Source organism: Blattabacterium cuenoti (assembly GCF_014252455.1).
In the GTDB taxonomy this organism is placed as follows: Bacteria; Bacteroidota; Bacteroidia; order Flavobacteriales; family Blattabacteriaceae; genus Blattabacterium; species Blattabacterium cuenoti_R.
This window is the reverse complement of the sequence record NZ_CP060245.1, coordinates 475,272-500,098: the sequence shown is the minus strand read 5'-3', so window position 1 is coordinate 500,098 and position 24,827 is coordinate 475,272. Positions and strand designations below refer to the sequence as shown.

Here is a 24,827-nt window from a genome sequence, read left to right as displayed (position 1 = left end):
TTTTTATTCTTGTGTATTTTTATCATCTAAATTAGATTCATCTATTTCTATTAAATTATTTAATAATTTTTCTTTTGTTTTTTTATAAGTTATCCAAAGATCAATAGATTTTTTTTTATTTTTTATGATTTTACCAGGTAAAGGATCTTGATTATAAACTATTGTATTTTTATTATTAGTATCAATATTTAATGTTTTATCGTAATAAAAATTAATTATATTAAAGAGTTTTTTTTTTAAAATAGTAGTAGCATTAGATAATGATAATCCAATAACATTTGGTACTTTATTATTTTCATAATATCCATTTCCGATAATTAAAGTAATTTTATTTTTATATGGAATAATATATCCTGATGATATTGATTTTTCTTTATACAATACTTTTAAAATTTTATCTTTAGATAAATCATTGATATATTTAATATAATTAATCATAATATTGTTTTTTTTTAGTAAATCCAATGCTATATTTTTATTTTTATTAATAATATTAGGTAATATAGTAGTTAAAATTTTTTTTGAATTAGCTTGTATATATATTGATCTTCCTATTTTTACATGATCTCCTGCTTCTGGGGAAAAAAAAATTATTTGATAAGGATTAAAAGAAGGATTATAATGGGAAAAATCTATTTCATATTTTAATCCTAAATTATTTAAAATAGATATAGCTTTATTTAAATGTAAATGATGAATATTTGGTACTATAACATAAGATCCATGGTTAGTATAACGATCAATCCAATTTAAAAAAAAATTAGATATTTTATATAAAAAAAATATAGAAATTAATAAATTAATAAAAAAAATTAAATAATATTTATAATAATTTTTCATAAAATAATATATAAAACAAATCAAAAATAATGAAAAAAATAGCCATTCTTATGGGAGGTTATACAGAAGAATCGTTGATTTCTATAAAAAGTGGAAAAGTAGTTTTTGACAGTTTAAATAAAAAAAAAGAATTTGAGCTTTATAAGATTTTTATTTTTAAAAATAAATGGTTTTTAAAAGATGATAAAAATAAAGAATATTGTATTAATAAACATAATTTTACTGTTTCTTTTGGAAAAGAAAAAATTTTAAAATTTGATTGTGTTTTTAATGTAATACATGGAACTCCAGGAGAAGATGGAATTCTTTCTGCTTATTTCCATTTATTAAAAATTCCTTATACTGGATGTCATTTTCATCATGCTAATATAACTTTTAATAAAAAATATTGTTTAACTTTATTACAGAAATTTGGGGTAAAAACAGCTAAATCTTTTTTTTTAAATAAAAAACAATCTTTTAATCAAAAAGATATTATAAAAAAAATAGGACTTCCATGTTTTGTAAAACCTAATAGATCTGGATCTAGTTTAGGAATATCTAAAGTGTATAAAGAAAATGAATTTTTAAAAGCTGTAGAAATAGCTTTTAAAATAGATGAAGAAATTATTATTGAATCATTTTTAAATGGAATAGAAATTTCTGTAGGAGTCATTTCATTAAATAATGATATTAAAATTTTACCTATAACAGAAATAATTAGTAAAAATGATTTTTTTGATTTTGAATCGAAATATTCTGGAAAATCTAAAGAAATTACTCCTGCTATCTTACCAAAAGATATTGAAAATAAAATTAAAAAATTAGCTAAAAAAATAGCTATTATTTTAAATTTATCAGGAATTTCTAGATCAGAATATATTATAGTAAATGGAACTCCATTTTTTTTGGAAATTAATACAATTCCTGGGTTATTAAATGAAAGTATTTTTCCTAAACAATTAGAAGTTGCAGGTATATCTTTATCTAATTTTTTTAAAAATTATATATTTGATTCTATCAATAAAAATTATTTATAATAACATTTTTTTTTACAAAAATTTTTTTTATTATATGAATAAAAATTTTTTTTAAATTTTTTAAATAAATAAATTATAGAATAACAAAAATATATACTAATAATTATATATTGCCACATATCTTTTAGATTTGTTTTAAAAATTGATAAATACAAAAAGAAGAAAAATAAGCTAAAATAGTCATATATACAAATTGTATTAATGGCCATTTCCAAGATTTTGTTTCTTTTTTTATGATAGATAAAGTACTCATGCATTGCATAGAAAAAGCATAGAAAAATAATAAAGAAAAACCTGTAGCTAAATTATAAATAGGTTTTTTATTAGAAAAAAAATCTTTTTTCATTTGTTTTTTTAAAATTACAATTCCTTTTTCTGTTTCTAAATTATATACAGAAACCATGGTACTTACAAAAACTTCTCTTGCTAAAAAAGAAGATAATAAACCAATTCCAATTTTCCAATCATATCCTAATGGAATAATTATTGGTTCTATTTTTTTACCTAATAAACCTAAAAAAGAATTAGATAATTCTTTTTTTTTAATTATAAAATTTGAATTAAATGATTTATTTTTATTAGGACCAAAAGATCCTAAAACCCAAATAAATACACTAATGATTAAAATCATTTTTCCTGCATTCAAAATAAAACTTTTTATTTGAATCCATAAAGTAATTAATATATTTTTTATATTAGGATATTTATAAGTAGGAATTTCCATAATAAGATAACTTGGATAAGTTTTTTTTAAAATTTTATGAAATATTAAAGATATAATTAAAGAAAAAACAATACCTAATAAATACATTAAAAATAAAACTATTCCTTTTAATTGAATAAATAACCATTTTTTATCCGGAATAATTAAAGAAATAATTAAAGTATATACAGGTAATCTAGCTGAACAAGTTATAAAAGGAATTGCTAAAATAGTAATTAAACGATCTCTAGAATTTTCAATATGTCTAGTTGACATAATTGCTGGGATAGAACATGCAAAACTAGAAATCATAGGAACTATACTTTTTCCATTTAATCCAAATGGACGCATAATTTTATCCATTAAAAATATTACTCTACTGAGATATCCACTTTCCTCCATAATAAGGATAAAAAATAATAAAATAAAAATTTGAGGAATAAAAGAAATAATAGTAGTAATTCCTGGAAAAATACCTTGTAAAATAAAATTATTTAAAGGCCCAGGATAGATATTTACTAATTTATTTTTTATTTGAAAAAATAAAAATTCTATTAATTCTTTAGGTTTTTCAGACCAAAAAAAAACATTTTGAAAAATAAAAAATAATAAGAAAAAAAATATTAAATATCCCCATAATGGATGTATTAATAAATAAGTATCTATTTTTTTATAAAATTCTAAATAATTATTTTTTTTATTTGAAATATTTTTTAAAACTGTTTTTGAATATATTTTTTCGATTTTTTGATATCGATTTAATATTTCTTTAATTTGTAATTTTTTTGAAAAAATATTATATTTTTTTTTTATTTTATTTAAATAATTTTTATTTATTAACTTTTTATTAGTAGAGGACAAATAATACCAAGCTTTATAAGTATCTATTTTATAATAATTTTTAACATCTTTAATAGCTTTTGAATAAAAATTAATAAAATTACATTGTTTTTTAGTATGTATTTTTTTTATACTATTAATTTTTTTTTTTATTTGTTTTATCCCTATTCCTTTTTTTGCATTAATTAATATAATTTCTGTTATTAAAATTTTTTTCAATTTTTTAATATCAATAATAATTCCTTTTTTTTTTGCTTCATCTATCATATTTAAAATTAATAGGATTGGAAATCCTAAATCTTGTATTTGTTGAAATAAAAGAAGACTTTTTTTAATATTCGAAGAATCCGCTACAATTAGAATTTTATCTGGATAATCAATATTTTTTACATTATTTATTAATAATTGACTTACAATTTCTTCATCTGAAGAGGAAGGATATAAACTATAAATTCCAGGAAGATCTATAATTTGATAAAAAAAATTTTTATAAGAAAAATATCCTATTTTTTTATCAACAGTTACACCTAAATAATTTCCTATTTTTTGATTTAGTCCAGTAAGTTTGTTAAATAAAGAAGTTTTTCCAACATTAGGATTTCCTAATAAAGCAACTTTATAAAAATTTCGCATTAAATAATAATTAAATAATAGGTTCTATAAGTATATTTTTTGCTTCTTTTTGACGTAAAACTAAAAAAGTTTGTTCATAAATAATATAAATGGGATCATAAAAAATAGAAAAAAAAAGTATTTCAACTTCAATACCAGGAATTATACCTAATTCTAATAATCTAATAGGAAAATCTTCATTTTTATATCCTTTAATTATTCCCTTTTCTCCTTTTTTAAGATTTGATAAATTCAAAATTTATATATATTGAAAATTTCAAAAAAATTAAAAATTTTTTTTATAAAAAAAAAATAAAAATTTAAATTTATCTTTTATTTTTTTTAATATAAATATTATATGTTTTCTATTATTGTTAGATTCATGCAGTTAATTCTCTGTATTTCTATATTAATAGTTATTCATGAATTAGGTCATTTTTTATTATCTAAAATATTTAAAGTACGTGTAGAAAGATTTTTTTTATTTTTTGACCCATGGTTTTCTATTTTTAAAAAAAAAATAGGAGATACTATTTATGGGATTGGTTGGATCCCTTTAGGAGGGTATGTAAAAATAGCAGGAATGCTAACGGAAAAAAAAGAAAATAAAAATTGGGAATTTTGTTCAAAATCTTCTATACAAAGATTACTGATTATTTCAGGAGGTATTATTTTTAATGTACTATTGTCTATTTTTATTTTTTCTTTTTTATTATTTAAATATGGAGATATTTATCTTCCTACAAAAAATGTTAAATATGGAATTGAAGTAGATTCTTTAGGAGAAAGAATTGGATTAAAAAATGGAGATAATATTTTATTTATAAATGGTAAATATATACCTTATTTTAATGATATTCCTAAATCTATTCTTTTAGGGAATTCTATTACTATAGATCGTATGGGAAAAATTATTCATTTATCATTAAATGATGAAAAAAAAAGATTTCTTTTTGAAAGGAAAAAATCAAATTTTTTTATTCAACCAAGAGTCCCACCTATTATTAATTATGTAATTAAAAATTCTATAGCAGATAAATATGGATTAAAAAATAATGATGAAATTTTAGCTATTAATTCAGAATTTATTTTATTTGCTGATCAATTAAAAAATATTTTATATAAATATAAAAATCAAACTGTATTTTTATCTATAAATAGAAATAGTATTCTTATTAAGAAAAAAATTTTTTTAGATAAAAATGGAATTTTGGGAATTTTTTTAAAAAACTTTTTAGATTTAAATAAAATTTTTTTATTAGAAAAAAACAATTATTCTCTTATACAAAGTTTTCCTTATGGGATAAAAAAAACTTGGTCTATTTTAAAAGATCAAATATTTTTTTTTAAAAATATTTTTTCTTTTAAAACTAAGGCTTATAAACAAATAGGAAGTTTTTTTTCTATAGCTAAAGAATTTTCTAGTCAATGGAATTGGAATATTTTTTGGATATTAACAGGAACCTTATCTATTTGGTTAGCTTTTTTAAATTTATTACCTATTCCATCATTAGATGGTGGATATATTTTATTTATTATAATAGAAATGATTACTACAAAAAAAATTAAAGAAAAAATACTTGAACGTTATACTATTTTTGGATTCATTATTATTAGTTTATTAATGATGATGGTAATTATTTGGGATATTTTTAAAGTATTTTTTTATTAAATTTTTTTAAAGAAAAAATTATTATTAATAGTAATTCCGATATCTAAAATAAGATCATTTTTATGTATATTATTAATATTTTGTATAGGATCAAAAAAACTTAATCCTATTTTAATAACATTTTTTTTACATAATAAAATAAATCTATCATAAAAACCTTTTCCATAACCAATACGATATCCTTGTAAATCAAAAATTAATAAAGGAATAAATATAACTTCAATCAATTTTGGAGAAACAATTTTTTTTTTAATAGGTTCAAATATTCCATATTTATTTTTTAATAAAGGGGTTTTTTTATCAAAAAAACAATTATCTATGGATAATTTATGAAAATTAGAATAAGGAATTGTAATACACTTTTTTTTTTTCAAAAGAAAATTGATTAAAATAAAGGTATTAATTTCATTATATTTTCGTATAGGTAAAAAAATATGATAATAAGTTTTATCCCATAAAAAAATTTTTTTTATTTGAAAAAAAATTTTATAACTTTTTTCAAGTATTTCTTTTTTAGATAAAGACTTTCTGTAAAAAAGATATTTTTTACGTAATTCTTTTTTATTCATAAAAATTATTTAATTTTTTGAATAAATTTTTTTAAAATATCAATAACCTTATTAGGTTGTTCAATAAATCCTATATGACCTGTAGGAATTTCTTTTAAACAAATTTTATATCCTATTTCTACTTCTTTTCTAAGTTTATTTGCAGGAAGTATTACATCATACAACCCAGTTATATATAATTTTGGAAAATTAGTTGTTTTTAATAAAAATCTTCGATCATTGCGAATGGACATTCCTCGTAAAAAAGGAATAATAGAATTCATAGAAGTTGATAAAGCCATTTTTTTTAATAAAAAAATTTCTTTTTTAAAAAAAATTAATTTTTTAGGATAAAATAATCTATTAATACTATTATTAATAAATAATGAATAATTATTTTTAAATAATTTTATAGATCTAATTCGTAAATTTTTTCTTTCTACATTATCTGATTCTGCTGTAGAATGAAGTAAACATAATCCTAAAAATAATTTAGGATTTTTTTCTAAAAGAGCTAAAGAAATATATCCTCCCATAGAATGTCCTATGAAAATAGCTTTTTTTATATTTTCTTTTTTTAAAATAAGATCTATATAATCTGCTATTTTTTCCATAGTAAAAATTTTTTTATTTTTTTTTAAAAAGCTTTTTCCATGACCAGGAAAATCAATAGAAATTATTTGATATTTTTTTGAAAAAAAATTATTAATATTTTTCCAAATTTCTAAATTTTCCATAAATCCATGTAAAAAAACAAGAGGAATCCCTTTTCCTTTTATTTGATAATAAATATTATTTTTATCTAAAGATAGATACATTTTTTATCAGATATTATTAAATTTTTTTTAAATTAAAATTACGTTTTTTAATTAAAAATGTTATTAGTTATTAATATTGGAAATTCTAATATTCGTTTTGGTTTATTTAAAAATAATTATATTAATTATAAATGTAATTTTTCATGGACTATTGATAGTCATATAAATAAATCATTGTATGAATCTATTTTATTAAAAAAATATAAAAAATATGGAATTATTTATCAATTAATTAAAAATATAGTAATTGGATCTGTAGTTCCAAATCTTACAAAGATTATAAAAAAATATGTATATAAAATTCATAAAATAAAACCAATAATAGTAGATAGATATTCTGATTCTGTAATTAAACATTCTTCTCATGAATTAGGAACTGATTTATATGCTAATGCTATAGCTGCATATACTTTATATAAAAATAAAAATACTTATCTAGTCATAGATTTTGGAACAGCTTTAAGTTTTACTTGTATAGATCAATATGGGACTATTAAAGGTGTTATTATTGCTCCAGGAATTAATACTTCTTTATCACAATTAATTGGAAATACAGCTTTACTTTCAAAAATAAAATTAAAAAAACCACCGAATATATTAGGTAAATATACGGAAAATTGTATACAAAGTGGAATAATTTATGGATATTTAAGTATGATAGAAGGGATAATTTATAGAATCAATAAAGAATTAAAAACTAAATGTTTTGTTATTGCAACTGGAGGAATGTCTCATATTTATACACCTTTAACTAAAAAAATTCATTTAAAAGATAAATTACATACTATCAAAGGTTTGAGAATTTTATTTCATTGGAATACTTAATTTAAGTAATATATTTTTTAATTTTTTTAGATAAAATTACTAATTTTTTTTTAGAAAAAATCATTCTTTTTTTAGAAAAATTTACATCATTTTCTTGATCCATAGGAATTAAATGTATATGAACATGAGGAATTTCAAATCCCAAAACAAATACTCCTATACGATTACAAGGTATCACTTTTTCAAGTACTAAAGCTATTTTTCTAGTAAAAGACATAAAAGATAAAAATTCTTTCTCTGTAAGAGAAAATATTTTGTCTATATTTTTTTTTGGAATTACTAAAGTATGTCCAATTTTTATTGGATAAATATCTAAAAAAGCTAAATGATTTTTATTTTCTGCTATTTTATAAGAAAGAATTTCATTATTAATAATTTTTGTAAAAATATTATTATTTTTTTTATTCATATATTATTATATTATTTCTAATATTTTATAATTTAATATCATATTATTAGGTAATTTAATATGAGCAATATCTCCTATTTTTTTTCCTAGTAATCCAATAGAAATAGGAGTATTGATAGATATTTTACCTAATTTTAAATCAGCTTCTCCTTCTGGTACTAAGGTATATCTTTGTTCTCCTCCATATGTTAAATTTTTTACTTTTACTGTAGATAAAATAGAAACTCGATCTTTATTAATTTTGGATTCATCAATAATTCTTGCATTATATAATTTTCTTTTTAATTTTGCTATATTCATTTCTAAAAAACCTTGTGCTTCTTTGATCGCATCATATTCAGCATTTTCTGAAATATCTCCTTTATCTCTAGCTTCAGCTATTTGCATAGACATTTTTGGACGTTCAATATTTTCTAATTTTTCTATTTTTTTTTGTAGTTTTTTTAAACCTTCTTTAGTAAGATATTCAAATTTTGTCATAATAATTTATTGATTAGATTATTTATAATAATAAAGTTAATTGATTTTGTTTATAATAATAATTCATTTTTTTATAAAAAAAATTTATACAATAAATTAGAATTGATTAATTATAAAATATTATTCTATACGGATAATTTGAGCTCCTAAAATTCGTAATCTTTGATCTATATTTTCATATCCTCTATCTATTTGTTCTATATTTTTTATAATACTTGTTCCTTTAGCAGAAAGTGCTGCTATAAGAAGAGATATTCCTGCTCTTATATCTGGAGAATTTAATATAGATCCTTTTAAAGGATATTGATGATTTAAACCTATAATAGTAGCTCTATGAGGATCACATAATATGATTTGTGCTCCCATTTCAATTAATTTATCTACAAAAAATAATCTACTTTCGAACATTTTTTGATGAATTAAAACACATCCTTTAGCTTGTGTAGCTACTACAGTTAAAATACTTAGTAAATCTGGAGTTAATCCTGGCCATGGAGCATCAGATAAAGTTAATATAGCGTTATTTAATAATTTTTGAATTTTATATGATTTTTGATATGGAATATAAATATCATCATTAATTTTTTCTAATTTTATTCCCATCATTTTAAATGTATTAGGAATAATTCCTAAATTTTTCCAACTTACATTTTTAATTTTCAATTCAGAATGAGTAATTGCAGCTAATCCTATCCAACTTCCTATTTCTATCATATCAGGTAAAATTGTATGAGTACATCCACCTAATTTTTTAATTCCAATAATTTTAATTAAATTAGAACCAATACCTTTAATTTTAGCTCCCATTTTTATTAACAATTTACATAATTGTTGTATATAAGGTTCACATGCTGCATTATAAATAGTAGTTATTCCTTTTGCTAAAGTAGAAGCCATAATAATATTAGCAGTACCTGTAATAGAAGCTTCCTCTAAAAGAATATAATTACCTATTAAAGAAGAAGTTGAAAATAAAAAAGATTGATGATGATTAGAATAATCTATATTACTTCCTAATAATTTAAACCCTTTTAAATGGACATCCAAACGTCTACGTCCAATTTTATCTCCTCCAGGAATAGGCATATTTACTTTTTTAAATCTAGTTAATAATGGACCAATAATCATAATAGATCCTCTAATCAATTTTCCATATCTATGAAATTTTTTTGTATTTAAATATTTTAAATTAATTTCTTTAGCTTGAAAAGTATAATCTCCAATATTATTTTTTATAACTTTTACTCCTAAATATTTTAATATGTTAATTAAACATTGTACATCTCCTATATTAGGGATATTTTTTATTCTTAATTTTTCTTCAGTTAATAAAGTTGCACATAAAACTTGTAAAGCTTCATTTTTAGCTCCTTGTGGTTGAATTTCTCCTTTTAATGAAATTCCTCCTTTTATTTTAAAAGTAGCCATTCATTTTTTTTTTTTTTTTTTATATTTATGTTTATAAAGGAGATAAGAACATTGTAATAATGGATCCATATTATTCATTAAACATATTTTTCCTTTTGAAAGTTTTTTTAAATCTTGAAAAATTACATTATCTTCTACTAAATTTTTATTCCATCTTAAATAATTTTTTTTCATAGTATTTGCTATAGCATATAATAATCCTTCTTTTTTTTGTTCATTTTTACAATGAATAGCAACATGGATCATATTTCTTATAATTTTACCATAATATCTAAAATTAGTTAAATATTCAGGATATACAGCTTTATAAAAAGAAGTTTTGAATTTATCTGGATGATATTTAGGAAAAGGTGTATCAATATCTAATTGATATCTAGACATAATTAATAATTGGTTCCATAATTTATGTTGAAAATAAGGAAATGCTTTATTAAATCTTAGATTAGAATCTGTCATTAATTTAATGATACTCAATGCACAACGATTACGTTTTTTTCTGTTTTTTATTTTAATTGCATAAGCAATCATTTTATGAATATTTCTACCATATTCTGGGATAACCAATTTAAAACGATTAGTATTATATTCCATATGGATTTATTTTATGAATAAAAATAAGATCTTTTTTTTTATTATTTTCTATTAAAAGGAGGTTTTTTCTAATGTCCAAAAAACTTTTTTTTGGAATAAATTTTTTCTCATTTTACATGTAAAATTGCAACATAATTTACAATGATTCTCTGTACAAGCGTCTACATGGACGGATAATTCTACTTTATGTACAAATTTATTTGTTAATTTTGTTAAATTATAAACTTCTTTATTAGCTTCTTTTATATTAAAAAACCATGGAACTGTTAAATGACAATCAATATGTAAAGAGCTTCCATATTTAATAATTTTTAAATGATGAAGATCAATCCAATGAATATTTCTTTGTTCATTAATATAAAAAGATAAATCTTGCAAAAGATTTTTATCAGATTCATCCATAATTCCAGCTATTGCATTTCTTAATAATTGAAAACCAGTATATAAAATTATAAATGAAAAAATAATAGATATTATAGGATCTATCCATATACATTTTGTTATGTTTAATAATAATAATCCTATTATTATTCCAAAAGTAGAATAAGTATCTATTTTTAGATGTTTACCACTAGCTATTAACGTTAATACTCTATTTTTATTTCCTATTTTACAAGCAAAAAAACCTAAAAAATAATTGATAATAGCAGTAAAAAACATAAAAAATATTCCATAATCTAATCTAGATAAAAAAATATTATGATATTTAATACGTATAAAAATTTTTATAAAAATTAAAAAACTTACAATAGATATTAAAACCCCTTCTATAGCTGTTGATATAAATTCTATTTTTCCATGACCATATGGATGATTTTTATCTTTTGGTAAAGAAGATATATAGAGACTGTATAAGCCTATGACACTACTAATAATATTACTGATACTTTCCATTGCATCACTAAATATAGAAATAGAAGAAGTTATATACCAAGTAAATAATTTAATAAAAAATAAAATTATAGATACAATGCAAATTAATTTTTGTAAAAAAAAATTTAATTTTTTTTTTTTATCCATAATTTTGTAAAAAAAATATTAGGAATAAATAATAAGTTTAGCTAATTTTAATAAAATTTTTTTTTTCCCTGATGTTTGAAATTTAATTATAGCTATTTTTTTTTGATTTTGTAAATTTAATATTGTTCCTATTCCAAAATGAGAATGAAAAACTTTTACACCTTTATTTAAAAATTTGTCCTGTTGTGAAGGGAAAGATATTCTTTTTTCTTTATTTTTATGTATTATTTTTTTATTTAATTCTTGAATAAAACGACTAGGAGTATTGATAATTTTTTTCCCCCATAAAAAACGATATTTGGTATAGGTTAATATCGCTTTTTTTTGAGCTCTAGTTAAAGCTACATAAAATAAACGACGTTCTTCTTCTAATTGAAATTCATTTTCTAAACTAGATTTTGAAGGAAATAAATTTTCTTCTAATCCTGTAATAAAAACTACTGAAAATTCTAAACCTTTTGATAAATGAATTGTCATTAATGAGACTTTATTGTTATTGGGAACTTCATTATCTATTTCTTCTTTTAAAGAAAAAAATTGTAAAAAACCAGATAAACTAATGTTCCCATTATTTTTTAATTTTTTTTGTTCATCAAGATAATAAGATATATTATTTAATATATATTGAAAATTTTCATAATTATAATATTTTTTTTTTTTTTCTAAAATATTAATAATCTTTTTTGCTATTATATAAATATTAGTATTTTTTAATTTAAAACGTAAATCATTAATTGTAATAATTAAATTTTCAAATATATTTTTTGTTTTTTTATTTATTTTTTTTAAAAATTTTTGATAATTTTTTTTATAATTAAAAATATGATATATAGTTTTATTTTCTTTTTTAGAAAAATTTAATATTAAATTAATTATTTTTTTATTAGTTGTTTTTTTTTTTATTATACGTAATAAAGATTCTTCATCATTAGGATTATTAATTAATCTAAAATAAGCTAATAAATCTTTAATTTCTTTACGTTGATAAAAAGATATATATCCATATATTTTATATGGAATTTTTTTTTCTTTTAAAGCATGTTCTAATATATGAGATTGTATATTATTTCTATAAAGAATAGCAAAATCTTTATTTTTAAGTTTAGTATTTTTTTGAATTGATATAATAGAACAAGCAATATATCTAGCTTCTTCTTTTTCAGAATAAGCTAGATATATTTTAATTTTTTCACCTTTTTCATTTTTAGTCCAAACTTTTTTAAACAGTTGATTTTTATTAAAAGAAATAATATTATTAGATGCTTCTACAATATGATAAGTGGAACGATAATTTTGTTCAAGACGAAAAATTTTAGCTCCTTTATAATCTTTATGAAAATTTAAAATATTAGCAATATTTGCTCCTCTAAAAGCATAAATACTTTGAGAATCATCTCCTACCACAAAAACATTTCTATGTTTAGAAGATAAATTTTTAATAATATTATTTTGAGAAATATTAGTATCTTGATATTCATCAATCAATATATACTTATATTTTTCTTGATATTTTTGTAAAATTTTTGGAAAATGAAAAAATAAATAATTTGTATGAAGTAAAATATCATCAAAATCTAAAGCTTCTGCTTTAAAACATCGTTGAATATAACATTTATAAATATTTTGTATATCATTAGAAAATTTTTTCTTTTTTAAATTATTTTTATATTGTGATATTATTTGTCTTATTTTTTTAGGATTAAAAGAGGTTTTTTTATAATTAAAATCTTCTAATATTTTTTTTATAACATTTTCTGAATCTTTTTGATCATAAATGATATAATTAGATTTATATCCTAAATAATGAGATTCTTTTCTTAGAATACTAGAAAATATAGAATGAAATGTTCCTAAAGAAATTTTATTAAAATCTATTTTATCCATCATATTTGATATTCTATTTTTCATTTCTTTAGCAGCTTTATTCGTAAAAGTTAATGCTAAAATATTAGATGGATTAATTCCTATATTATGTATCATATGAGCTATACGATGAGTAATAACACGAGTTTTTCCTGATCCTGCGGCTGCAATAACTACGATTGGACCATGAATAGTTTTTATAATTTTACGTTGATAACTATTAAGAGATGAAAATATTATATCATTCTTAATCATATTTTCATATTTTTATATTAACTAATTTTTTCTAAAAAAAAATTTTTTATTTTTTTATGATTAAATAAAAAATTAGGATTTTTATAAAAAAAGTTTTTAGCAATTGGAATTACTTTTTTTAATAATTGATAATCTTTGATAAAATTTGCAATTCGTAAATAATTTTTTCCACTTTGTTTAGTTCCTGTTAAATCTCCACTTCCTCGTAAATTAAGATCTTTTTTAGCAATTTCTAATCCATTATTTGTGCTACACATAACATTTATTTTAAAAAAATTTTCTGGACTCATAAAATTATTAGTGATAAGGTAACAATAACTTTGATGTTCCCCTCGACCTACTCTACCTCTTAATTGATGTAATTGAGATAATCCAAAATATTCTGCATTTTCTATAACAATAATTGAAGCATTAGGAACATCTATCCCGACCTCTATTACTGTAGTACTAATCATTATTTTAATATCTCCTTTTAAAAATTGATTCATTTTATTTTCTTTTTCTTTATAGGTCATTTTTCCATGTAAAACTCCAATATTATTTTCCCATTTTTTTAATTTTTTTTTAAAAAATTGATATCCAGTTACCAAATTTTGGTATTTATTTTTTTTTGATTCTATAGTAGGATAAATAATATATATTTGTTGATTTTTTAAAATTTTATTTTTAATTATTTCAATAATTTTAAATTTATTTTTTTTATAAAAATGAATAGTTTTAATAGGTTTTCTATTTAAAGGTAATTCTTTAATTATAGACATTTTTAAATTATTATAAAAAGTCATAGCTAAAGTTCTAGGAATAGGGGTAGCAGTCATAATTAAAATATGAGGAGGAATTTTATTTTTTTTCCAAATTTTAGATCTTTGTATTACTCCAAATTTTTGTTGTTCATCTATAATAGCTAATCCTAAATTTTTAAATTTAAGATTTTCTTGAATTAATGAATGTGTTCCTATTAAAATTGATATTTTTCCTATTTTAATATTATTATAAATATTTTTTTTTTTTTTATTAGAAGTAGAACTAGTTAATAGTTCTATTTTAATTTCATTAAAATTTAAAAACATTTTTTTAATAGAAAAATAATGTTGTATCGCTAAAACTTCAGTAGGAACCATTAAACAAGATTGCATTCCATTATCTGAAGCAACAAGCATTGTTAATATTGCGATTATTGTTTTTCCAGATCCTACATCTCCTTGTAATAATCTGTTCATTTGTATAGGTTTCTTTAAATCTTGATATATTTCTTTAAAGACTTTTTTTTGTTCATCTGTTAAAGTAAATGGTAAAAAATATTTATAAAAATTATAAAAATTCTTTCCTAATTTTAAAAAAGGATATCCTATAGAAATTTTTTGATTATTTTTTTTATATAAAATAGATAATTGTAAAAAAAACAATTCTTCAAATTTTAAACGATATCGTGCATTAGATAAATCTTTTAAAGATTTAGGAAAATGTATTTGTTTTAATGCTTCTTTTTTTGTCATTAATTGTTTGATAAATAAATTTTTTTTTCTAAAAAAATCTTTAAATTCTATATTTTTAGATTCTTCTATTAAATTTTTTAATATTTTTTCTATAAAACAATTATTTATTCCATATTGTTGTATTTTTTTTGGAATATGATATATTGGATATATAGAAGAATAATTGTTTTTAAATTTTTTAAAATTAGGATGAAAAATTTGTATTTTTTCTTTAAAACGTTTTATTTTTCCAATAACTATTATAGGTTTATTTATTTCAATATTTTTTAAAAAAAAATTAATTTTTTGAAACCATATTAATTCAATAAAACCTGTAGAATCTTCAAAACGTGCGATTAATATTTCTTTTTTATTTTTAGATTGTATTTTTTTATATTGAGTAATATTTCCTAATATTTGAATTTTATCGTTTGTATTTTTTTTTAATTCGGATATATTTTTTATAGAATAATGAATATATGTTTTTGGATAAAAAAGTAATAAATCTTCATAAGTATAAATTTTTAATTCTTTTTTTAAAAAAAAAATTTTTTTTAAATTTAATTTATTTAACCCTTTTAAATTATCTATAGATTTTTCTAAAAAATCTTGATACATTGTTTTATATTTAAATCACATAATTTTTATGTAATTAAAAAATATTTAATTTTGTTAAAATAAAAAAAAACAAAGGACATTTAGCTCAGTAGGGGAAGAGCACTACTTTGACAGAGTAGAGGACGTCGGTTCAAATCCGATAATGTCCACTATAATTTTTTTATTATGATATTAATTACAACAGTTAGAGAAGGAGAATCTATTGATAAAGCATTGAAAAAATGTAAAAAAAAATTTGATAAAACACGTATTTTAAAAGAATTTAGAGAAAGACAACAATATATAAAACCTTCTGAAGGAAGAAGAAATGAAATTTTAAAAGCTAAATATAGAGAAAAAATGAAATTAAAACAAGAAGAATAAAAATTTTAATGAAAGAATATAAATATATTTTCGGTTTAGTTGGAAAAAAAATTCATTATTCTTTTTCAAAAAATTTTTTTTTAAAAAAATTTAAAAAAGAATCTATTCATCAAGTTACTTATAAAATATTTGATATACCTAAAATAGAAAATATTATAAATATTTTTAAAAATCCTAATTTAAAAGGATGTAATATTACTATCCCATATAAAGAAAGTATTATCCCTTATTTAGATAAAATTATGCCAGAAGCTAAATCTATTGGATCAGTAAATGTAGTAAAAATTGATAAAAATAAATATCGTATAGGATATAATACAGATGTTTATGGTTTTGAATTTTCTTTTAAAAAGGATATGAATATATTATTATATAAAAAACCAAAAGCTTTAATTTTAGGAACAGGAGGAGTATCTAAATCAGTTTCATTTATTTTAAAAAAATTAGAAATACCATATAAATATGTTTCTAGAAAAAAAAATAAAAATTTTATTCTTTATACAGAAATTAATAAAAATTTATTAAAAGATTTTAAAATTATTATTAATTGTACTCCTGTAGGAACTTATCCTTTTATTAATTATTGTCCTTTTTTACCATATCAATATTTATCTTCTGAACATTATTTATATGATTTAATTTATAATCCCTCAAAGACTTTATTTTTAAAAAAAGGAGAAGAAAAAGGAGCTATGATTAGAAATGGATTAGAAATGTTACACATTCAAGCAGAAGAATCTTGGAAAATATGGAATTTTGAAAAATAAAAATATTTTTATGTATAGAGCTATTCAATTAGCTAAAAATGGATTAGGATTAACTTATCCAAATCCTATGGTAGGATGTGTAATAGAAAAAAATGGATTAATTCTTTCAGAAGGATGGTATAAAAAAGGGGAATTACATGCAGTAAAAAATGCTATTAATAATATTAAAAAAAAAATTTTTTTAAAAAAATCGACAATTTATTTAACATTAGAACCTTGTATCAATCGAATCAAAAAAATTTCTTGTGTAGATCTTATTATAAAAAATTATATTTCTACAGTTGTAATAGGAATTACAAATCCAAATCCAAAAATAAAAGGATTAGGTATTAAAAAATTAAAAAATAATGGAATCAAAGTAATAGAAAATATATTGATAGATGAATGTCGTTTTTTAAATAAACGTTTATTTACTTTTTATGAAAAAAAACGTCCTTTTATTATTTTAAAAATAGAACAAAGTGAAGATGGTTATATAGATTTTTTTTTGAAAAAAAAAATAAATTTTATTCAAAATTTGTATTATCAACAATTAAATAATAAATGGAGATCTGAAGAAAATAGTGTTTTTATAAGAAAAAAAAATTTTTTTAATAAAAAAAAAAATATTAAAAATTGGGAAGGTAATATTCCAATTAAAATTTTTTTAGATAAAAATTTAAGTAGATATCCGACTTTTTTAAGTAAAAGGACAAAAACAATTATTTTTAAAAATAAAAAAAAAATTAAATTTTTTCAAATTTTGTTTAAAAAAAATCTTATTAACAATATATTATATTTTTTATATAAAATGAATATTGTATCAGTTCTGATAGAAATAGGAGGAGATAAAATAATTTTAGAAAAATTTATAAAAAAAAATATTTGGGATGAATCTAGAATTTTTATTTATAAAAATATTTTTTTAAAAAAAGGATTAAAAATTCCAGTAATAAACGGAAAAGTTATAAAAAAAATAAATATCAATAAAGATCAATTAATAATAAAAAAACCATTTTAATTATTTTTTATTCAAAATATTTTTACATAAAATGATAAAATATTATTTTATTGAATTTAATTAAATCTTGCGATACTTAATAAGTAAGTAGAATATTTTCTAAAAGAAATAAAAATATCGAATAATAAAGTTTTTTTCATTATTAAAAATAGTAAAAGATCCTTAAAAAAGGATTGAAATTTGTAATTTTATAAATAAAAAAATTTTTAATTTATATAAAAATTCTTAATTTATTATAAAAAAAATATCATATTTATAAATTTTAATAAATGTCTATAAAAATTACAGATGAATGTATTAATTGTGGAGCTTGTGAATCTGAATGTCCTAATCATGCTATTTATGAAGGAGGTAAACAATGGAGAATGTCAGATGGAACTTCTTTAAAAAAGAAAAAAAAAGTTAAAAATATTCTGATAGATCCTACTTCTTTTCAAAATCCTAAAAAAAAAGATATTTATTTTATAGTTTCTGAAAAATGTACAGAATGTGTAGGTTTTTATGAAGAACCACAATGTATTAATATTTGTCCTGTAAATTGTTGTATATTAGATAATTCTTTTTTTGAAAATAAAAAAGATCTTATAAATAAAAAAAATTTTTTACATAATAATTATTAATTATATGTGGATTGCTTTTTTATAAAAACTTAATAAAGCTGCTTCTTTAAAAGCTTCGCTAAAAGTAGGATGTGGATGGCAAATTCTATAAAGATCTTCTGAAGAAGCACTAAATTCCATAGCAACAGTTGCTTCCATAATCATATCTGATGCATGATTACTTATTATATGGACTCCTAATATTTCATCTGTATTTTTATGAGATATAATTTTAATAAAACCAGACATAGATTCGCTAGTTTTTGCAATTCCTAATATTTTGATTGGAAAAATTCCTGTTTGATATTCTATTTTTTTTTGTTTTATTTCTTGTTCTGTTTTTCCAACACTAGATACTTCCGGATAAGTATATATTACTGAAGGAATTAAATTATAGTTTAATTGATTAGGTTTTTGTCCAGATAAATATTCTGCTACATATAATCCTTCTTCTTCGGCTTTATGTGCTAACATTTTTCCTCCAATAACATCTCCTATAGCATAAATATTTTTTACAGAAGTTTGAAAATAATTATTAACAATGATAAAACCTTTTTTATCTTTTTTAATTCCTATCTTTTTTAATTCAAGATCCTTAGTGTAAGGAATTCTTCCTATAGATAATAGACAATAATCTCCTGTATATTTAATTTCTTTACCATTATTTTTTTTTTTAATATAAACGGATACTTCGTTAGTATTTGGAATAATTTTTTTAATCAAAGAAGAAGTTTCTATTTTAATAGAATCTTTTTCAAAAAGATTTTTTATTTCTTCACTTAAAGAAATATCCATATTATAAATTAATCTATCCATAGATTCAATAATAGTAACAGAACTTCCTAATCTATAATAAAGAGAACTTAATTCTAATCCGATAATTCCTCCACCTATTACTATTAATTTTTTAGGTACTTTTTTAAGATTTAGAGCTTCTGTAGAAGAAATAATTCTTTTTTTAATATTAAAAGAAGAAAAATTAAAATTAGAAGGTTTAGATCCTGTAGCTATAATACAATATTTAAATTGTAATTTTTTTATTATTTTTAATGTTTTTGGATCTATAAGAGAAAGAATATGATTAGTTTGAAAAGAGGCTATTCCTTGATATAAATCAATTTTATTTTTTTTCATTAAAAATTTAATTCCTTCATTATTTTTTTTAATGATATTGTTTTTTCTTATCATCATTTTTTTAAAATCTAATGATAAAGAATTATATATAATTCCATGTAAATGATGTTTAGTTTTTGCTAAAAAAAAATATTTAGAAGAATATAAAAGAGATTTTGAAGGAATACAACCTACATTTAAACATGTACCACCTAATTTTGAATATTTTTCTATAATAGCTGTATGTAGTCCTAATTGATTGGCTCTAATAGCAGAGATATATCCACCTGGGCCAGAGCCTATAATTATAAGATCATATTGAATCATTATAAAAAATATTTTAAAAATAAGTAATAAAGTTACAAAAATTAATGTGTTAAAATAATGAATATCTTACATATTTAAAATATATGCAAAAATTAATGGAACTACAATAGTAGCATCTGATTCAATAATAAATTTTGGTGTATTTTTATCCACTTTTCCCCAAGTTATTTTTTCATTAGGAATAGCTCCAGAATAAGAACCATAACTGGTAGTAGAATCAGAAACTTGACAAAAGTAAGACCAAAAAGGAGTTTTATCTAATCCAATATCTTGTGAAAGCATGGGAACTACACAAATAGGAAAATCTCCAGAAATTCCTCCACCTATTTGAAAAAAACCTATTTTATTATTATTATTAATAGTTTCTTGTTTATACCATTTAGCTAGATACATCATATATTCAATTCCATTTTTTACAATAGAAGGTAAAAATATTTTTTTTATACAAAAAGAAGTAAAAATATTTCCTATAGTACTATCTTCCCATCCAGGTACTACTATAGGTATATTTTTTTTTGCTGCTTCTAATACCCAACTATCTTTTGAATTTATATTATAATATGGTTCTAAAATATTTTCTAATAATAATTGATAAATATATTCATGAGGAAAATATCGTTGAGATTTTTGTTGAGCTCTTTTCCATAGATAAATAATATGTTTTTGTAATTTTTTAAAAGCTTGTTTTTCTGGTATTAAAGTATCTGTAATTCTATAAAATCCTTTTTTAAAAAATTTTTTTTCTTCATCAGGAGTTAAATATCTATAATTTGATATTTTTTTATAATGAGAATGAGCTATTAAATTTATTATATCTTCTTCTAGATTAGCGCCAGTACAAGAAATAATATGAACTTTATTTTTTCGTATCATTTTAGATAAAATTTTTCCTAATTCTGCAGTACTCATAGCTCCAGCTATAGTTATCATCATTTTTCCATTATTTTGAATATGATTTTTATATGCTTTAGCTGCTTCGTATAAGGATAATGCATTAAAATGAAGAAAATATTTTTTAATAAATGAAGTAATAGAGTTTTTCATAATTTTTTATAATTTTATCTGGCTATTTGGACTGCTCTAGTTTCTCTAATAACTGTAACTTTAATTTGACCAGGATAAGTCATTTCATTTTTTATTTTTTCTTTTATATCACAAGATAATTGAAAGGCTTTTTGATCATCTATTTTTTTACTTTCTACTAAAACACGTAATTCTCTACCTGCTTGTATAGCAAAGGCTTTATTTACCCCATAAAAACTAAAAGCAATATCTTCTAAATTTTTTAATCTTTTAGAATAAGATTCAAAAGAATTTTTTCTTATACCTGGACGTGCTCCACTAATAGAATCTGATATTTGTATAATAGGAGATATAAGGACTTTCATTTCTATTTCATCATGATGTGATCCAATTGCATTACAAACTTCAATATTTTCTCCATATTTTTCAGCATATTGCATTCCTAAAATTGCATGAGGGAGTTCAGTTTCTTTTTCAGGAATTTTTCCAATATCATGTAATAATCCAGCACGTTTTGCTATTTTAGCATTTAATCCTAATTCAGAAGCTAATATTCCAGATAAATTAGCTACTTCTCTAGAATGTTGTAAAAGGTTTTGTCCATAAGAAGAACGGTATTTCATTCTGCCTATCATTTTAATTAATTGTGGATGTATTCCATGAATACCTAAATCTATAATATTTTTTTTCCCTATGTCTATTATTTCTTCTTCAATTTGTTTTTCTGTTTTTTCTACAATTTCTTCAATTCTTGCGGGATGGATTCTTCCATCTATAACTAATTTATGAAGAGATAATCTAGCTACTTCTCTTCGTATAGGATTGAAACAAGATAAAAGAATAGCTTCTGGAGTATCATCTACTATAATTTCTACTCCAGTTGCTTTTTCTAATGCTCTTATATTTCTTCCTTCTCTTCCAATAATACGTCCTTTTACATCATCTGATTCTATATGAAAAATAGAAACAGCATTTTCTATAGCTTGTTCTGTTCCTATTCTTTGAATAGCTTGTATAATAATTTTTTTTGCTTCCATTTTTGCAGTTAATTGTGATTCTTCTATAATATTTTGTATATAAGTTTGTGCTTTTGTTTTTGCTTCATCTTTTAAAAGATTAATTAATTCATTTTTAGCTTCTTCAGAAGAATAATTAGATATTTTTTCTAATAAATTTATTTGTTTTATATGTATGTAATTAAATTCTTTTTTGGTTCTTTTAAGAATTTTAAATTTTTTTTCATAGTCATAGATTTGTGCATCTAAACGATTATTTTTATTAAAATAAATTTCTATTTCTTTGGATAATCTATTTTCTTTATCTTTAATTTTTTTTTCTCTAAAATGAATATTTTTTTCATATTTAGATTGAAGCTCAATAAATTTTTCTTTTGCTTGAATGATTTTATTTTTTTTTATAGAATCTCCTTTTTTTTCTGCATTTTTAATAATTTTTTTTACTTTATTATTTGTTTTTTCTAATAATTGAATATATTTTTTTAATATGGTTTTTTTACCAAAAAAGTAACATGTAATTACTCCAATTATAAACCCCATTAGTATCAAAAATCCAACATTTATTTTCATATTTATTTAATTTAAATAAAAATAAAATAGATATTTTAATAACATTTTTTTATTAACAATAATTAAAAATTAATAGGATATATCATAATTTTTTTTAGGATAAATATTTTATTAAAATGCAGTTTAATGAAGTAATAATTAATAATATATAGGTTATTTTTATTTTTATTTTAATAAATTAGTAATAAAAAAATGAAACGAGCTTATTTAGATAATGCAGCAACAACTCCTGTAAGAAGTGAGGTAATCAAAGTTATGATTAATACATTAAAATATTCATTTGGTAATCCTTCTTCTATGCAACACAGTTATGGAAGAAAAACTCGTTCACTTATAGAAGAATCTAGAATTAGTATAGCAAAAAATATTAATGCTTCTCCATCAGAGATTATTTTTACTTCTGGAGGAACAGAAGCTAATAATCTTATTTTAAGATCTGCTGTGATTAATTTAAAAATTCAATGTATTTTAACTTCTCCTTTAGAACATTATTCTGTATTAAAAACTGTTTTAGACTTATCTAATAAATATTCAATTTGTGTAGAATTTATTAAAATCAAAAATAAAGGAATAATAGATTTAAATCATCTTGAACAAAAATTAAAAATAAATTTTAAAAAAAAAATATTAGTTAGTTTAATGTATGCTAACAATGAAATAGGTAATTTATTAGATTTAGATCAAGTTGGAAATCTTTGTAAAAAATATAATGCTTATTTTCATTCAGATACTATACAAATTATTGGAAATTATCCAATAGATATGCATCAAAATACTGTAGATTTTGCTACAGCTAGTGCTCATAAATTTTATGGTCCTAAAGGAATTGGTTTTATTTTTATCAAAGAAAAAAATTTAAAAAAAATGAAATCATTGATGACTGGAGGATATCAAGAATATGGAATTCGTCCAGGAACAGAAAATATTTATGGTATTGTAGGATTATCAAAAGCTTTAAATTTAGCTTATAGTGATTTACAAAAAAATTTAAAAAAAATACAAAATTTAAAATCTTATTGTATTTCAGAATTAAAAAAAATTCAATATGATATTATTTTTAATGGATTATCTAATATTCCAAATAAAAGTATTCCTACTATTTTAAATATTTTTTATCCAAAAAAAGATCATTTATTATATTTTCATTTAGATTTAATGGGAATTGCTATTTCTAAAGGAAGTTCTTGTACTTCAAAACAATTAAAAAAAATTTCTCATGTTATATCATCTATAACTAATAATGAACATTTTTTAAAAAAGATGATGCCAATTAGAATTTCTTTTGGAATTTTTAATGAAAAAAAAGATATAGATCTATTAATAGATGCTTTTAAAAAAATTAATAAAAATTAAATATCTTTGATAAAAGATTATACAAATAGTGAATTCTAATTATTTAATGATTCAATCTTCTATTGGTAGAAAAATAATAATGGCAATTACCGGAATTTTTTTGATATTTTTTTTATTATTACATTTAAGTATTAATTTTTTTCTTTTTTATGGAGAAAAAACATTTAATAATGCCGTTATTTTTATGAGAAGTAATATTTTTATAAAAATATCAGAATATATATTAGCTTTAGGTTTTATTATTCATATTTTACTAGGATTCAAATTACATTTAAAAAATAAAAAATCAAAAGGTAAAATAGATTATTATATCAAAAATGATATTACTACTTTTAGTAGTAAAAGTATGATTTATACTGGTTTTTTGATTTTATGTTTTTTAATTTTACATTTGATGAATTTTATGATTCCTATATATAATAAACCTATTATTTCTGATTATATATTAGTTATTTCTTTATTTAAAAATCCTATATATACATTAATATATCTTATCTCTTTTTGTATTTTAGGAATTCATTTAAATCATGGATTCCAATCTACTTTTCAATCTTTAGGTTTTTCTAATAAAAGAAATTTTTTTTGGATACAAAAATTAGGTTATTTTTATACTTGGTTTATTTGTTGTGGTTTTTCTATTATTGCTATTTGGTTTTTTTTAAAAAATTAAAATTTTTTAT

At 19.9% G+C, this 24,827-nt stretch carries 24 protein-coding genes and 1 tRNA gene; 10 read left to right on the top strand and 15 right to left on the bottom strand.

The features are described 5' to 3' along the window. Window positions 1–3: 3 nt before the first annotated feature. Complete coding sequence (locus H0H56_RS02475; protein ID WP_185873764.1) at window positions 4–840, bottom strand: PASTA domain-containing protein; 837 nt, start codon at window positions 838–840, stop codon at window positions 4–6. Window positions 841–869: 29 nt separating this feature from the next. Here H0H56_RS02475 and H0H56_RS02470 point away from each other — a divergent pair, with 29 nt between their 5' ends. Further along, on the top strand, window positions 870–1,859 hold the full coding sequence (locus tag H0H56_RS02470) for a D-alanine--D-alanine ligase (protein ID WP_185873763.1): 990 nt from the start codon (window positions 870–872) through the stop codon (window positions 1,857–1,859). 124 nt (window positions 1,860–1,983) lie between these two features. Here the strand turns inward: H0H56_RS02470 and feoB are convergent, their stop codons facing one another. Further along, window positions 1,984–4,035 carry a ferrous iron transport protein B gene (gene feoB, locus H0H56_RS02465; protein ID WP_185873762.1) on the bottom strand — a complete coding sequence of 684 codons (2,052 nt, stop codon included), beginning with the start codon at window positions 4,033–4,035 and terminating at the stop codon, window positions 1,984–1,986. 10 nt (window positions 4,036–4,045) lie between these two features. Further along, window positions 4,046–4,270 carry a FeoA family protein gene (locus tag H0H56_RS02460; protein ID WP_185873761.1) on the bottom strand — a complete coding sequence of 75 codons (225 nt, stop codon included), beginning with the start codon at window positions 4,268–4,270 and terminating at the stop codon, window positions 4,046–4,048. A 102-nt stretch (window positions 4,271–4,372) separates the two neighbouring features. Between H0H56_RS02460 and rseP the strand changes: the two genes are divergently transcribed. Then, window positions 4,373–5,686: an RIP metalloprotease RseP gene (gene rseP / locus H0H56_RS02455; RefSeq protein WP_185873760.1), complete on the top strand. Its 1,314-nt coding sequence runs from the start codon at window positions 4,373–4,375 to the stop codon at window positions 5,684–5,686. Here rseP and H0H56_RS02450 read toward each other — a convergent pair. Next, window positions 5,683–6,255: a 5-formyltetrahydrofolate cyclo-ligase gene (locus H0H56_RS02450; RefSeq protein ID WP_185873759.1), complete on the bottom strand. Its 573-nt coding sequence runs from the start codon at window positions 6,253–6,255 to the stop codon at window positions 5,683–5,685. The genes rseP and H0H56_RS02450 overlap by 4 nt on opposite strands. A gap of 5 nt (window positions 6,256–6,260) precedes the next feature. After that, a complete protein-coding gene (locus H0H56_RS02445) occupies window positions 6,261–7,052 on the bottom strand; it encodes an alpha/beta fold hydrolase (protein WP_185873758.1) in 792 nt (263 codons plus the stop codon). Window positions 7,053–7,109: 57 nt separating this feature from the next. Between H0H56_RS02445 and H0H56_RS02440 the strand changes: the two genes are divergently transcribed. After that, window positions 7,110–7,877 (top strand): type III pantothenate kinase, encoded by a 768-nt coding sequence (locus tag H0H56_RS02440; RefSeq protein WP_185873757.1) that lies wholly within the window; start codon window positions 7,110–7,112, stop codon window positions 7,875–7,877. A gap of 1 nt (window position 7,878) precedes the next feature. Here H0H56_RS02440 and H0H56_RS02435 read toward each other — a convergent pair whose 3' ends face one another. The 7 genes from H0H56_RS02435 to recG all read right to left on the bottom strand — a co-directional run bounded on the left by H0H56_RS02435 (window position 7,879) and on the right by recG (window position 16,016). Then, entirely contained in the window at window positions 7,879–8,286 is a 408-nt protein-coding gene (locus H0H56_RS02435) for an HIT family protein (protein WP_185873756.1), read from the bottom strand. A gap of 6 nt (window positions 8,287–8,292) precedes the next feature. After that, entirely contained in the window at window positions 8,293–8,766 is a 474-nt protein-coding gene (gene greA, locus H0H56_RS02430; protein WP_185873755.1) for a transcription elongation factor GreA, read from the bottom strand. A 120-nt stretch (window positions 8,767–8,886) separates the two neighbouring features. Then, window positions 8,887–10,194 (bottom strand): UDP-N-acetylglucosamine 1-carboxyvinyltransferase, encoded by a 1,308-nt coding sequence (gene murA / locus H0H56_RS02425; RefSeq protein ID WP_185873754.1) that lies wholly within the window; start codon window positions 10,192–10,194, stop codon window positions 8,887–8,889. After that, the gene (locus tag H0H56_RS02420; RefSeq protein ID WP_185873753.1) at window positions 10,195–10,785 is read right to left on the bottom strand and encodes a DUF4290 domain-containing protein; all 591 of its coding nucleotides are present in this window, start codon (window positions 10,783–10,785) and stop codon (window positions 10,195–10,197) included. Between the two features lie 51 nt (window positions 10,786–10,836). Beyond that, window positions 10,837–11,805 (bottom strand): cation diffusion facilitator family transporter, encoded by a 969-nt coding sequence (locus H0H56_RS02415; protein WP_185873752.1) that lies wholly within the window; start codon window positions 11,803–11,805, stop codon window positions 10,837–10,839. Window positions 11,806–11,823: 18 nt separating this feature from the next. Further along, window positions 11,824–13,923 (bottom strand): ATP-dependent helicase, encoded by a 2,100-nt coding sequence (locus tag H0H56_RS02410; protein WP_185873751.1) that lies wholly within the window; start codon window positions 13,921–13,923, stop codon window positions 11,824–11,826. A gap of 17 nt (window positions 13,924–13,940) precedes the next feature. Beyond that, window positions 13,941–16,016: an ATP-dependent DNA helicase RecG gene (gene recG / locus H0H56_RS02405; RefSeq protein ID WP_185873750.1), complete on the bottom strand. Its 2,076-nt coding sequence runs from the start codon at window positions 16,014–16,016 to the stop codon at window positions 13,941–13,943. Window positions 16,017–16,090: 74 nt separating this feature from the next. On the opposite strand from recG, the gene H0H56_RS02400 reads away from it, so the two are divergent. The 5 genes from H0H56_RS02400 (at window position 16,091) to H0H56_RS02380 (ending at window position 18,766) form a co-directional block, all read left to right on the top strand. After that, window positions 16,091–16,165: transfer RNA gene (locus H0H56_RS02400), tRNA-Val, on the top strand. A gap of 16 nt (window positions 16,166–16,181) precedes the next feature. Next, window positions 16,182–16,379 (top strand): 30S ribosomal protein S21, encoded by a 198-nt coding sequence (gene rpsU / locus H0H56_RS02395; protein ID WP_185873749.1) that lies wholly within the window; start codon window positions 16,182–16,184, stop codon window positions 16,377–16,379. A gap of 8 nt (window positions 16,380–16,387) precedes the next feature. After that, entirely contained in the window at window positions 16,388–17,146 is a 759-nt protein-coding gene (locus tag H0H56_RS02390; RefSeq protein ID WP_185873748.1) for a shikimate dehydrogenase family protein, read from the top strand. After that, the gene (locus H0H56_RS02385) at window positions 17,136–18,146 is read left to right on the top strand and encodes a bifunctional diaminohydroxyphosphoribosylaminopyrimidine deaminase/5-amino-6-(5-phosphoribosylamino)uracil reductase RibD (RefSeq protein ID WP_185873747.1); all 1,011 of its coding nucleotides are present in this window, start codon (window positions 17,136–17,138) and stop codon (window positions 18,144–18,146) included. The genes H0H56_RS02390 and H0H56_RS02385 overlap by 11 nt, the downstream gene beginning before the upstream one ends. A gap of 269 nt (window positions 18,147–18,415) precedes the next feature. Continuing rightward, window positions 18,416–18,766 (top strand): 4Fe-4S dicluster domain-containing protein, encoded by a 351-nt coding sequence (locus tag H0H56_RS02380; RefSeq protein WP_185873746.1) that lies wholly within the window; start codon window positions 18,416–18,418, stop codon window positions 18,764–18,766. Here H0H56_RS02380 and lpdA read toward each other — a convergent pair whose 3' ends face one another. The 3 genes from lpdA to rny all read right to left on the bottom strand — a co-directional run bounded on the left by lpdA (window position 18,767) and on the right by rny (window position 22,794). Then, window positions 18,767–20,185: a dihydrolipoyl dehydrogenase gene (gene lpdA, locus H0H56_RS02375; RefSeq protein ID WP_185873745.1), complete on the bottom strand. Its 1,419-nt coding sequence runs from the start codon at window positions 20,183–20,185 to the stop codon at window positions 18,767–18,769. Window positions 20,186–20,251: 66 nt separating this feature from the next. Then, window positions 20,252–21,229, bottom strand: a complete 978-nt coding sequence (locus tag H0H56_RS02370; RefSeq protein ID WP_185873744.1) for a deoxyhypusine synthase family protein — start codon at window positions 21,227–21,229, stop codon at window positions 20,252–20,254. A 14-nt stretch (window positions 21,230–21,243) separates the two neighbouring features. After that, on the bottom strand, window positions 21,244–22,794 hold the full coding sequence (gene rny, locus H0H56_RS02365; RefSeq protein ID WP_185873743.1) for a ribonuclease Y: 1,551 nt from the start codon (window positions 22,792–22,794) through the stop codon (window positions 21,244–21,246). A gap of 192 nt (window positions 22,795–22,986) precedes the next feature. Between rny and H0H56_RS02360 the strand changes: the two genes are divergently transcribed. After that, window positions 22,987–24,147: a cysteine desulfurase family protein gene (locus H0H56_RS02360; RefSeq protein ID WP_185873742.1), complete on the top strand. Its 1,161-nt coding sequence runs from the start codon at window positions 22,987–22,989 to the stop codon at window positions 24,145–24,147. Window positions 24,148–24,175: 28 nt separating this feature from the next. Next, window positions 24,176–24,817 carry a succinate dehydrogenase cytochrome b subunit gene (locus H0H56_RS02355; protein ID WP_238858463.1) on the top strand — a complete coding sequence of 214 codons (642 nt, stop codon included), beginning with the start codon at window positions 24,176–24,178 and terminating at the stop codon, window positions 24,815–24,817. The last annotated feature ends 10 nt before the right edge of the window (window positions 24,818–24,827 follow it).

What these genes read in the sequence shown, in the direction of transcription:
- H0H56_RS02450 (WP_185873759.1), bottom strand. Translation starts at nt 6,255, where the DNA reads ATGAATAAAAAAGAATTACGTAAAAAATATCTTTTTTACAGAAAGTCT.
- recG (WP_185873750.1), bottom strand. Translation starts at nt 16,016, where the DNA reads ATGTATCAAGATTTTTTAGAAAAATCTATAGATAATTTAAAAGGGTTA.
- lpdA (WP_185873745.1), bottom strand. Translation starts at nt 20,185, where the DNA reads ATGATTCAATATGATCTTATAATTATAGGCTCTGGCCCAGGTGGATAT.
- H0H56_RS02390 (WP_185873748.1), top strand. Translation starts at nt 16,388, where the DNA reads ATGAAAGAATATAAATATATTTTCGGTTTAGTTGGAAAAAAAATTCAT.
- H0H56_RS02435 (WP_185873756.1), bottom strand. Translation starts at nt 8,286, where the DNA reads ATGAATAAAAAAAATAATAATATTTTTACAAAAATTATTAATAATGAA.
- greA (WP_185873755.1), bottom strand. Translation starts at nt 8,766, where the DNA reads ATGACAAAATTTGAATATCTTACTAAAGAAGGTTTAAAAAAACTACAA.
- feoB (WP_185873762.1), bottom strand. Translation starts at nt 4,035, where the DNA reads ATGCGAAATTTTTATAAAGTTGCTTTATTAGGAAATCCTAATGTTGGA.
- H0H56_RS02410 (WP_185873751.1), bottom strand. Translation starts at nt 13,923, where the DNA reads ATGATTAAGAATGATATAATATTTTCATCTCTTAATAGTTATCAACGT.
- H0H56_RS02440 (WP_185873757.1), top strand. Translation starts at nt 7,110, where the DNA reads ATGTTATTAGTTATTAATATTGGAAATTCTAATATTCGTTTTGGTTTA.
- murA (WP_185873754.1), bottom strand. Translation starts at nt 10,194, where the DNA reads ATGGCTACTTTTAAAATAAAAGGAGGAATTTCATTAAAAGGAGAAATT.
- H0H56_RS02470 (WP_185873763.1), top strand. Translation starts at nt 870, where the DNA reads ATGAAAAAAATAGCCATTCTTATGGGAGGTTATACAGAAGAATCGTTG.
- H0H56_RS02415 (WP_185873752.1), bottom strand. Translation starts at nt 11,805, where the DNA reads ATGGATAAAAAAAAAAAATTAAATTTTTTTTTACAAAAATTAATTTGC.
- H0H56_RS02380 (WP_185873746.1), top strand. Translation starts at nt 18,416, where the DNA reads ATGTCTATAAAAATTACAGATGAATGTATTAATTGTGGAGCTTGTGAA.
- H0H56_RS02420 (WP_185873753.1), bottom strand. Translation starts at nt 10,785, where the DNA reads ATGGAATATAATACTAATCGTTTTAAATTGGTTATCCCAGAATATGGT.
- rseP (WP_185873760.1), top strand. Translation starts at nt 4,373, where the DNA reads ATGTTTTCTATTATTGTTAGATTCATGCAGTTAATTCTCTGTATTTCT.
- rny (WP_185873743.1), bottom strand. Translation starts at nt 22,794, where the DNA reads ATGAAAATAAATGTTGGATTTTTGATACTAATGGGGTTTATAATTGGA.
- rpsU (WP_185873749.1), top strand. Translation starts at nt 16,182, where the DNA reads ATGATATTAATTACAACAGTTAGAGAAGGAGAATCTATTGATAAAGCA.
- H0H56_RS02475 (WP_185873764.1), bottom strand. Translation starts at nt 840, where the DNA reads ATGAAAAATTATTATAAATATTATTTAATTTTTTTTATTAATTTATTA.
- H0H56_RS02360 (WP_185873742.1), top strand. Translation starts at nt 22,987, where the DNA reads ATGAAACGAGCTTATTTAGATAATGCAGCAACAACTCCTGTAAGAAGT.
- H0H56_RS02370 (WP_185873744.1), bottom strand. Translation starts at nt 21,229, where the DNA reads ATGAAAAACTCTATTACTTCATTTATTAAAAAATATTTTCTTCATTTT.
- H0H56_RS02445 (WP_185873758.1), bottom strand. Translation starts at nt 7,052, where the DNA reads ATGTATCTATCTTTAGATAAAAATAATATTTATTATCAAATAAAAGGA.